We start from the raw sequence: 7,756 nt of genomic DNA, 5'->3' as shown, positions 1-7,756 counted from the left end.
ACCGAGAACTGATTTGCCTGGAGTGACTTGGCAGCGGCGCGGCTTACTGGTCGCCGCCGCCCTTCGTCAGGATGTCGTCGGCGAGCGAGATGGCCGTGCGACGGTCGGCTTCGCCGGCGGCGGCGAAGGCCTCTTCCTGCATGCTGCGGATCCACGGCTGGTCGGCCGGTGCGGCACGTTCGAGTGCGGCCGTCATCATCGCCAGGCCGCGCACCACCTTGCCGCTCTGGAACAGGAGGTTGCCGAGCGTCGCCTGCGCGCCGGCATGGCCCTTCTCGGCCGCCAGTTGGAGCCAGCGCCCGGCCTGCTTGACGCTTGCCTTGACGCCGCCCTCGCCTTTCAGGAACATCTGCCCGATCTCGAACTGGGCGTTCGGATTGCGGTAGTTGGCGGCGGCGCGCATGTAGTATTCCTGCGCGGCCACCTCGTTCTCGGTGACCGGGCTGCCGGGTATGCCCTTGCGCAGATAGTCGCCGAGCGCCACCAGCGCGTCGGAGACATAGCTCTCCTCCGGCGATCCCGGCTCGACGTCCTGATCGACGATCTCCGAAAAGAACTTGAAGGCCGCGTAGTCGTCGCGCGCCACGCCGTCGCCTTCGGCATACATGCGCGCAAGCTTCCAGGTAGCGCCGATCTGGCCGTTCTCGGCGGCATATTTGTAGGCCTCGACCGCCTGGTCCTTGTGGCCGTTCTTGTAGGCGGAAAAGCCGAACTGGAACACCGCCCACGGGCTGGATTGGGGCTTCACGCCGGTCTTGTCGTCGAACACCTTGTCGTCGAAGGCCACGGCCTGGCCCACGGCGCCGAAGGTCGCGCCAAAAGTGGCGAACACGACCAGTGCCGAAAAGACAGACGACCTCAACACCTCAGATATCCGCATAGCAATGTGTTTCTTTCGCACCGCCCGGATGGGTCACCGCACCGTCGCGGGCCGATCCGACCGTCTGCGCATATTTCCAGATCGCGCCCGACTGATAGTCGGTCTTGCGCGCCTTCCACGTCTTCTTCCTCGCCGCCAGTTCGGCGTCGGACAGCGCCACCTCGATCGTGCCGTTGACCGCATCGATCGAGATCACGTCACCGTCCCTGATGAGCCCGATCGGACCGCCGACAGCCGCCTCCGGCCCGACATGGCCGATGCAGAAGCCGCGCGTCGCGCCCGAGAACCGTCCGTCGGTGATCAGCGCCACCTTGCCGCCCATGCCCTGGCCGTAGAGAGCCGCCGTCGTCGACAGCATTTCCCGCATGCCCGGACCGCCGCGCGGACCCTCGTAGCGGATGACGAGAACCTCGCCTTCCTTGTAATTGCGCTGCGTGACCGCTTCGAAGCACTCCTCTTCCGAATCGAAGCAACGCGCCGGACCCGAGAATTTCAGTTCCGACATGCCCGCGACCTTCACGATCGCGCCTTCGGGGGCAAGGTTGCCCTTCAAACCCACCACACCGCCTGTCTTGGTGATTGGCCGGTTGGCGGGACGGACCACATCCTGGCTGTCATTCCAGGCAACATGCTGCATGTTTTCGGCCAAAGTACGGCCGGTCACCGTCATGCAATCGCCGTGCAGATAGCCATGGTCGAGCAGCGTCTTCATCAGCAGCGGAATGCCGCCGGCCTCGAACATGTCCTTGGCGACATATTTGCCGCCGGGCTTGAGATCGGCGATGTAGGGCGTCTTCTCGAAGATCGCGGCGACGTCGAAGAGGTCGAACTTGATCCCGGCCTCATGCGCGATCGCCGGCAGGTGCAGCGCGGCATTGGTCGAGCCGCCGGTGGCGGACACCACGGTCGCGGCGTTCTCCAGCGACTTCAGCGTGACGATGTCGCGCGGCCGGATGTTCTTCGCGATCAGCTCCACGACCTTTTCGCCGGAGGCGTAGTTGAAGCGGTCGCGCATCTCGTAGGGTGCCGGCGCGCCGCAGGAATAGGGCAGCGCCAGGCCGATCGCCTCGGCGACGGTGGCCATCGTATTGGCGGTGAACTGGGCACCGCAGGAGCCGGCCGACGGACAGGCTGCCTGCTCGATCTCGAGCAGCTCTTCATCGCTGATCGTGCCGACCGAATGCTGGCCGACCGCCTCGAACACGTCCTGCACGGTGATCTGCCGGCCGCGATAGCTGCCGGGAAGGATCGAGCCGCCATAGATGAAGATCGACGGCACGTTGAGGCGCACCATGGCCATCATCATGCCGGGCAGCGACTTGTCGCAACCGGCAAGACCGACCAGCGCGTCGTAGCAATGGCCGCGCATGGTGAGCTCGACGGAATCGGCGATCACCTCGCGCGACACCAGCGACGACTTCATGCCCTGGTGGCCCATGGCGATGCCGTCGGTGACGGTGATGGTGCAGAATTCGCGCGGCGTGCCGTTGGCGGCGGCGACGCCCTTCTTGACCACCTGCGCCTGGCGCATCAGCGAGATGTTGCAAGGTGCCGCCTCGTTCCAGCAGCTGGCGACGCCGACCAGCGGCTGCGCGATCTCGGCCGCAGACAATCCCATGGCGTAGAGGTACGAGCGATGCGGCGCGCGCGCCGGACCCACGGTCACGTAGCGGCTGGGCAGCTTGGCCTTGGAGATAGCTCTGGCGTCCATACTCGTCCTTGCCGCGGGCGGTGCGGCCTGCCCCATCGCCGAGCCTTTTGGCGCGTGTCCCGAGACCATTTCGAGGTGCGCCGGGTTTATGGCGGGAAATGGGCAATCCCCCTGGCCGGAACTGTAGCGCTGGGGTTGTTCATAAAGTGTTGCTAAAACGTCACAATTGTGAGGGGCGCGGGATGTGCGGCTTATCTGCAACGCAGGCAGCTACGGGCGTGGTCAGTTACTGTCTAGGCAACGAAAAAGGCCGGGCATTGCCCGGCCTTTTAGTCGAATTTTCAGATACTTAGAACTTGATCTTGACACCGCCCGAGATCGCCGTGACCAGATCGTTGCCGAAGTCGTAGCTGGCGTCGGTGCCCGCCACATAGCCGTTCTCACCGGCCAGCGTGCCCGAATGGCCGCTGGTCATGACACCGATCGCGCCGGCCAGACGAACCTCGATGTTCGGCTTTGGCGTGTAGGCAACGCCGCCGCCCAATGTCCAGGTATCGGTCTGCGAGCCGTAGCCATGCGAAGTGCCGCGATCCCAGGAAAGCTGACCGGCTGCGGCCCACTCATCGTTGAACTTGTGGCCGATGCCACCCGTTACCGTCCAGCCATCCCGATACATCAGGTCAAGTGAGGTCACTTGTCCCGGACCATTCGTGAAGCAAAGTGCAGCTGGAGCCAAGGTCGGGCAAATCGGAACACTTTGCAGCACGCTCCAGTTCACCCACTTGATCGACCCGAAAGCCAGCCAGCCGGGCGCGATGCCCGACTGCAGTTTCAGTTCCAGCGAATCCGGCATCGACTGCGTTGGCGAGTAGATCGCCGTAGAACCCAGGGGAGTCGTCAGCGAACCAGAGATGTTGTCGAGCTTGACCTGCGAATTATAGACAAGGCTAGCACGCAACGCGATGTCCGGAATTTCGTATGCGAGCCCGGCTCGCCAGCCCCAACCGCTGCTCGACAGATCGACACGTCCGGTCGCTATAGGGAACAGCGACACCAGCCCTTCCTTGAAGCCATACACTTCCTGATAAAAGACGCCGCCAATGAAACGGAGTTGGCCTTTTCCGGCATCCATCTTATAGGAACAGGTGGCCGCGTAGTTGTCGCTCTTGATATCGGTTTCGATATTGGAGATCGCGCCGTTCCACATGCCAGGTGCTACATGTGCGCCCCAAGGCTGCGAATAGTCGACCATACAGTCCACGCCTTGCACAACCTGGACCTTGGCTCCGATCCGCGGGACCCAGTATGGCTCCGCTCCATCGGCCGTGGTACCCAGGCCGAGATCGGCCCCACCAGGACCGCGCGCATTCTTGTATTTGCGGTCGGGCATCACATAGGTCGCTTCGGCCTCAGTGGCGAACGGTGCCGGATCGAACAGGAGATCGATGTCGTAGCCGCCCCGCTCCAGGCCGCCAGCACGCGCCGGATGCATCGCAGATCCGATCAGAGCCAGCGAAAAACACCCCGCCCCCAGCAGTGCTTTCAAACGCAAATTGTTCATGGATGTCCTCCCCGAAATACTAGTGGATCAAGCTAGAACCAATTCGGGTTAACGGCGCAACAATGAATTCGGAAGGCGTACATGTACACCTTGGCCGGCCGCCTTTGGGGCCTATCGGCGCATGCCGCCGCCTAGCCGAAAAATGGCTTTGCCAAGGCAACTCGGCGGAAAAAATCTGTGAAACCTGTCACAAAAAGCTCAAAAACAAGGTCTTTCGGGGCCATTTGGCCCCATTGTTACATTATGGCAACAATGGGGCTAAAACTTTCCGTTTACGTCAAAATTAACCCAACGGCATGGCCGTTTTCGAGGCAATTGACCTACCGGAAACCTGCCTCCCAGTAGAGGCGAATCTTGACTTCAGCCGGCGTCGCGCACCCGGGTCAACGCCACCGAAAGCTTCTCCTGCGCCTCGCGGTATTCGGCCAGTTTTTCACGCTCGGCCTCGACCACTTCTTCCGGCGCGTTGGCGACGAATTTCTCGTTCGACAGCTTCTTGTGCAGGCGGGCGATCTCCTCGGTCACCTTGGCCAGTTCCTTCTGCAGCCGCGCCGCTTCCGCCGCGAGGTCGATCAGGCTGCCGAGCGGCAGGCACACCGTCGCCTCGTTGAGCACCATCTGCGCCGAACCCTTCGGCGGCGCGTCGACCAGCGCGATGTCGCCGACGCGCGCCAGCCGCTTGATGGCCTGGGCGTGGCGCTCCAGCCGCTCTTGCGTCAGCGTGTTGGCGCCGATCCCCATCAACGGCGCGATCGCCGCCGGCGGCACGTTCATTTCCGAGCGCACCGAGCGGATGCCGGAGACGAGATCGACCAGCCAGTTGATGTCGGCGGCCGCGTCCGCGTCCTCGAAGTCCGGCGACGGCCAGGCGGCGTGGCAAAGCAGCGAAGCGCGCTCCTGGCCCTCGCCGGCGGTCTGCGCCCACAGCTCCTCGGTCATGAACGGCATCATCGGATGCAGGAGCTTGTAGATCTCGTCGAGCACGAAGGCGACGCAGGCGCGGCTCTCGGCCTTGGCCGCCTCGTCCGTGCCCATGAATACAGGCTTCAGGAGTTCCAGGTACCAGTCGCAGAACAGGTTCCAGACGAACCGGTAGGCGGCACCCGCCGCCTCGTTGAAGCGGTATGTGGAAATGCCGTCGGTGATGTCGCGCGCCGCCCGCGTCAGCTCGGTGAGGATCCAGCGGTTGACCGCGAGCTTGGCGTCGTTCAGCCAGAAATCGTCATTGCGGGCCACCTCGTTCATCTCGGCGAAGCGCGTCGCGTTCCAGAGCTTGGTGCCGAAATTGCGGTAGCCGGCGATGCGCGCCGGATCGAGCTTCACGTCGCGCCCCTGCGCGGCCATCACGGCAAGCGTGAAGCGCAGCGCATCGGCGCCGTATTCGTCGATGAGCTCGAGCGGATCGATGACGTTGCCTTTCGACTTCGACATCTTCTGCCCGTTCTTGTCGCGCACCAGCGCATGGACATAGACCGTGTGGAACGGCTCCTCGTCCATGAAGTGCAGGCCCATCATCATCATCCGGGCGACCCAGAAGAAGATGATGTCGAAGCCGGTCACCAGCACGTCGGTCTGGTAGTAGGTCTTGAGCTCCGGCGTCTGGTCCGGCCAGCCCAGCGTCGAGAACGGCCACAGCGCGGAAGAGAACCAGGTGTCGAGCACGTCCTCGTCGCGGCTCAGGATCTCGCCCGGTTTGAAATTCTCGAGCTTGTCCTCGACCCATGCCTTCCACGGCCCCTCCAGCGCCAGGTAGTATTCGATCGCTGCGGCCAGCGCCTCTTCCTCGGTCTTCTCGACGAAGACGCGCCCATCCGGCCCGTACCAGGCCGGTATCTGGTGGCCCCACCAGAGCTGGCGCGAGATGCACCAGGGCTGGATGTTTTCCATCCAGTCGAAGTAGGTCTTTTCCCAGTTCTTCGGCACGAAGTTGGTGCGGCCCTCGCGCACCGAGGCGATCGCCGGCTTCGCCAGTTCGATCGTGTTGACATACCACTGGTCGGTCAGGAACGGCTCGATCGGCACGCCGCCGCGGTCGCCATGCGGCACCGTATGGCGATGCGCCTCGATCTTGTCGAGGAAGCCGCCGGCCTCCATCAGCTCGACGATCCTCTTGCGCGCGGCGAAGCGGTCGAGGCCATTGAGCTCGTCCCAGACGGCCTGGCGTTCCGGCGTCACTTCGAGGCCGGCGAGGAAATCCTCATTGTCGTTGAGGGTTATCGCCGCCTCGACGGTGAGGATGTTGATCGCCGGCAGCTTGTGGCGCTTGCCGACCTCGAAGTCGTTGAAGTCGTGCGCCGGCGTGATCTTGACCGCGCCCGAGCCCTTTTCCGGATCGGAATATTCGTCCGCCACGACGGGGATCCTGCGGCCGACGATCGGCAGGATGACGTTCTTGCCGACCAGATGACGGAAGCGTTCGTCGTCCGGGTGCACCGCCACCGCCGTATCGCCAAGCATCGTCTCGGGACGCGTCGTCGCGACCGTGATGAACGTCTTGGGGTCTTCCGGGTCGAAGACAGCCCCCTCGACCGGATAGCGGAAGTGCCAGAGATTGCCGTTGACCTCGTGTTGCTCGACCTCCAGGTCGGAGATCGCGGTGAGGAGCTTCGGGTCCCAGTTCACAAGGCGCTTGTCCTTGTAGATCAGCCCTTCCTTGTAGAGCGTCACGAACACTTCCAACACCGCCCTGGACAGGCCCTCGTCCATTGTGAAGCGCTCTCGGCTCCAGTCGGCCGAGGCGCCGAGCCGCTTCAGCTGATTGAAGATCGCGCCGCCGGATTGGGCCTTCCATTCCCAGACCTTCTCGATGAAATCCTCGCGCGAAAGATCGCGGCGGTGGATCTGCTTTTCCATCAGCTGGCGCTCGACCACCATCTGCGTGGCGATGCCGGCATGGTCCATGCCCGGTTGCCACAGCACGTTCTTGCCGCGCATGCGCTCGAAGCGCACCAGTATGTCCTGCAGCGTGTTGTTGAGCGCATGGCCCATATGCAGCGAGCCGGTGACGTTCGGCGGCGGGATGACGATGGTAAAGGCCTCCGCCCCCTCCTCCGCGCCTGCGCCGGCGCGGAAGGCATCGGCCTCTTCCCAGATTTTGGCGATCTTGGGCTCGACGGTTTTGGCGTCGTAAGTTTTTTCGAGCATGGGGAGCGGTCCGGGCTGTCGGGATTTGTTGGGTCCGGTGTAAATCGGAAGGCTGTGGGCAAGTCAACCGCAGGCGCGTGGCCGACGGCACTGCTGCTAGATAGTGGCAGGACAGATCAAGGCAACTCCCGGAGCCGAGCAGCGGCGTGGCTCTTGGGCCCCGGACGGCACCCCCCGTAGCTTGGCCACGCTGCTGTAGGGCGCATCGGCTGTTGCCCGGAGGGGCATTGCCCGCCTACGCCATCTCAACCCCGTAACGCGCCCATGCCAATGCTCGAACACCACAAGATACGCGATCAAGCCGTTGTTTCTTGAATACCAGGCGCCAGATTTCATCAGACGCTGCGGACGGAGCCATGGGGTGCCCGCACGTTCATCGTCAGCGATCCCGACGGCAACCTGATCTGCTTCGCCACCGGCTGAGCAACGGCAAAAAAGCGCCGCCCGAAGGCGGCGCTTTCATTTTGTTTGACCTGATCTACGAAAGCTACTACGCGCCGCGCGCGACGCGCTCTATTTC

4 protein-coding genes and 1 pseudogene are annotated in these 7,756 nt (G+C 63.3%); 1 reads left to right on the top strand and 4 read right to left on the bottom strand.

Annotation, left to right across the window (positions count from 1 at the left end; translation table 11 throughout):
- Positions 1-43: 43 nt before the first annotated feature.
- The 4 genes from EN780_RS22340 to EN780_RS22325 form a co-directional block, all read right to left on the bottom strand.
- Entirely contained in the window at positions 44-880 is an 837-nt protein-coding gene (locus EN780_RS22340; RefSeq protein WP_127283793.1) for a tetratricopeptide repeat protein, read from the bottom strand.
- Positions 867-2,591 (bottom strand): dihydroxy-acid dehydratase, encoded by a 1,725-nt coding sequence (gene ilvD, locus EN780_RS22335; RefSeq protein ID WP_128275341.1) that lies wholly within the window; start codon positions 2,589-2,591, stop codon positions 867-869. Before ilvD ends, EN780_RS22340 begins: the two co-directional genes overlap by 14 nt.
- Positions 2,592-2,880: 289 nt before the next feature.
- Positions 2,881-4,092 carry an OmpP1/FadL family transporter gene (locus EN780_RS22330; RefSeq protein ID WP_128275340.1) on the bottom strand — a complete coding sequence of 404 codons (1,212 nt, stop codon included), beginning with the start codon at positions 4,090-4,092 and terminating at the stop codon, positions 2,881-2,883.
- A gap of 360 nt (positions 4,093-4,452) precedes the next feature.
- On the bottom strand, positions 4,453-7,236 hold the full coding sequence (locus EN780_RS22325) for a valine--tRNA ligase (protein ID WP_128275339.1): 2,784 nt from the start codon (positions 7,234-7,236) through the stop codon (positions 4,453-4,455).
- 295 nt (positions 7,237-7,531) lie between these two features.
- On the opposite strand from EN780_RS22325, the pseudogene EN780_RS40755 reads away from it, so the two are divergent.
- A pseudogene (locus EN780_RS40755) lies at positions 7,532-7,659 on the top strand (VOC family protein); the annotation flags it as partial.
- Positions 7,660-7,756 lie beyond the last annotated feature (97 nt).

It is taken from the genome of Mesorhizobium sp. M4B.F.Ca.ET.089.01.1.1, assembly GCF_004022605.1.
In the GTDB taxonomy this organism is placed as follows: domain Bacteria; phylum Pseudomonadota; class Alphaproteobacteria; order Rhizobiales; family Rhizobiaceae; genus Mesorhizobium; species Mesorhizobium abyssinicae.
The sequence above is the reverse complement of the archived record's forward strand: the minus strand, read 5'-3'. Positions and strand labels throughout refer to the sequence as shown.

What these genes read in the sequence shown, in the direction of transcription:
- EN780_RS22325 (WP_128275339.1), bottom strand. Translation starts at nt 7,236, where the DNA reads ATGCTCGAAAAAACTTACGACGCCAAAACCGTCGAGCCCAAGATCGCC.
- EN780_RS22340 (WP_127283793.1), bottom strand. Translation starts at nt 880, where the DNA reads ATGCGGATATCTGAGGTGTTGAGGTCGTCTGTCTTTTCGGCACTGGTC.
- EN780_RS22330 (WP_128275340.1), bottom strand. Translation starts at nt 4,092, where the DNA reads ATGAACAATTTGCGTTTGAAAGCACTGCTGGGGGCGGGGTGTTTTTCG.
- ilvD (WP_128275341.1), bottom strand. Translation starts at nt 2,591, where the DNA reads ATGGACGCCAGAGCTATCTCCAAGGCCAAGCTGCCCAGCCGCTACGTG.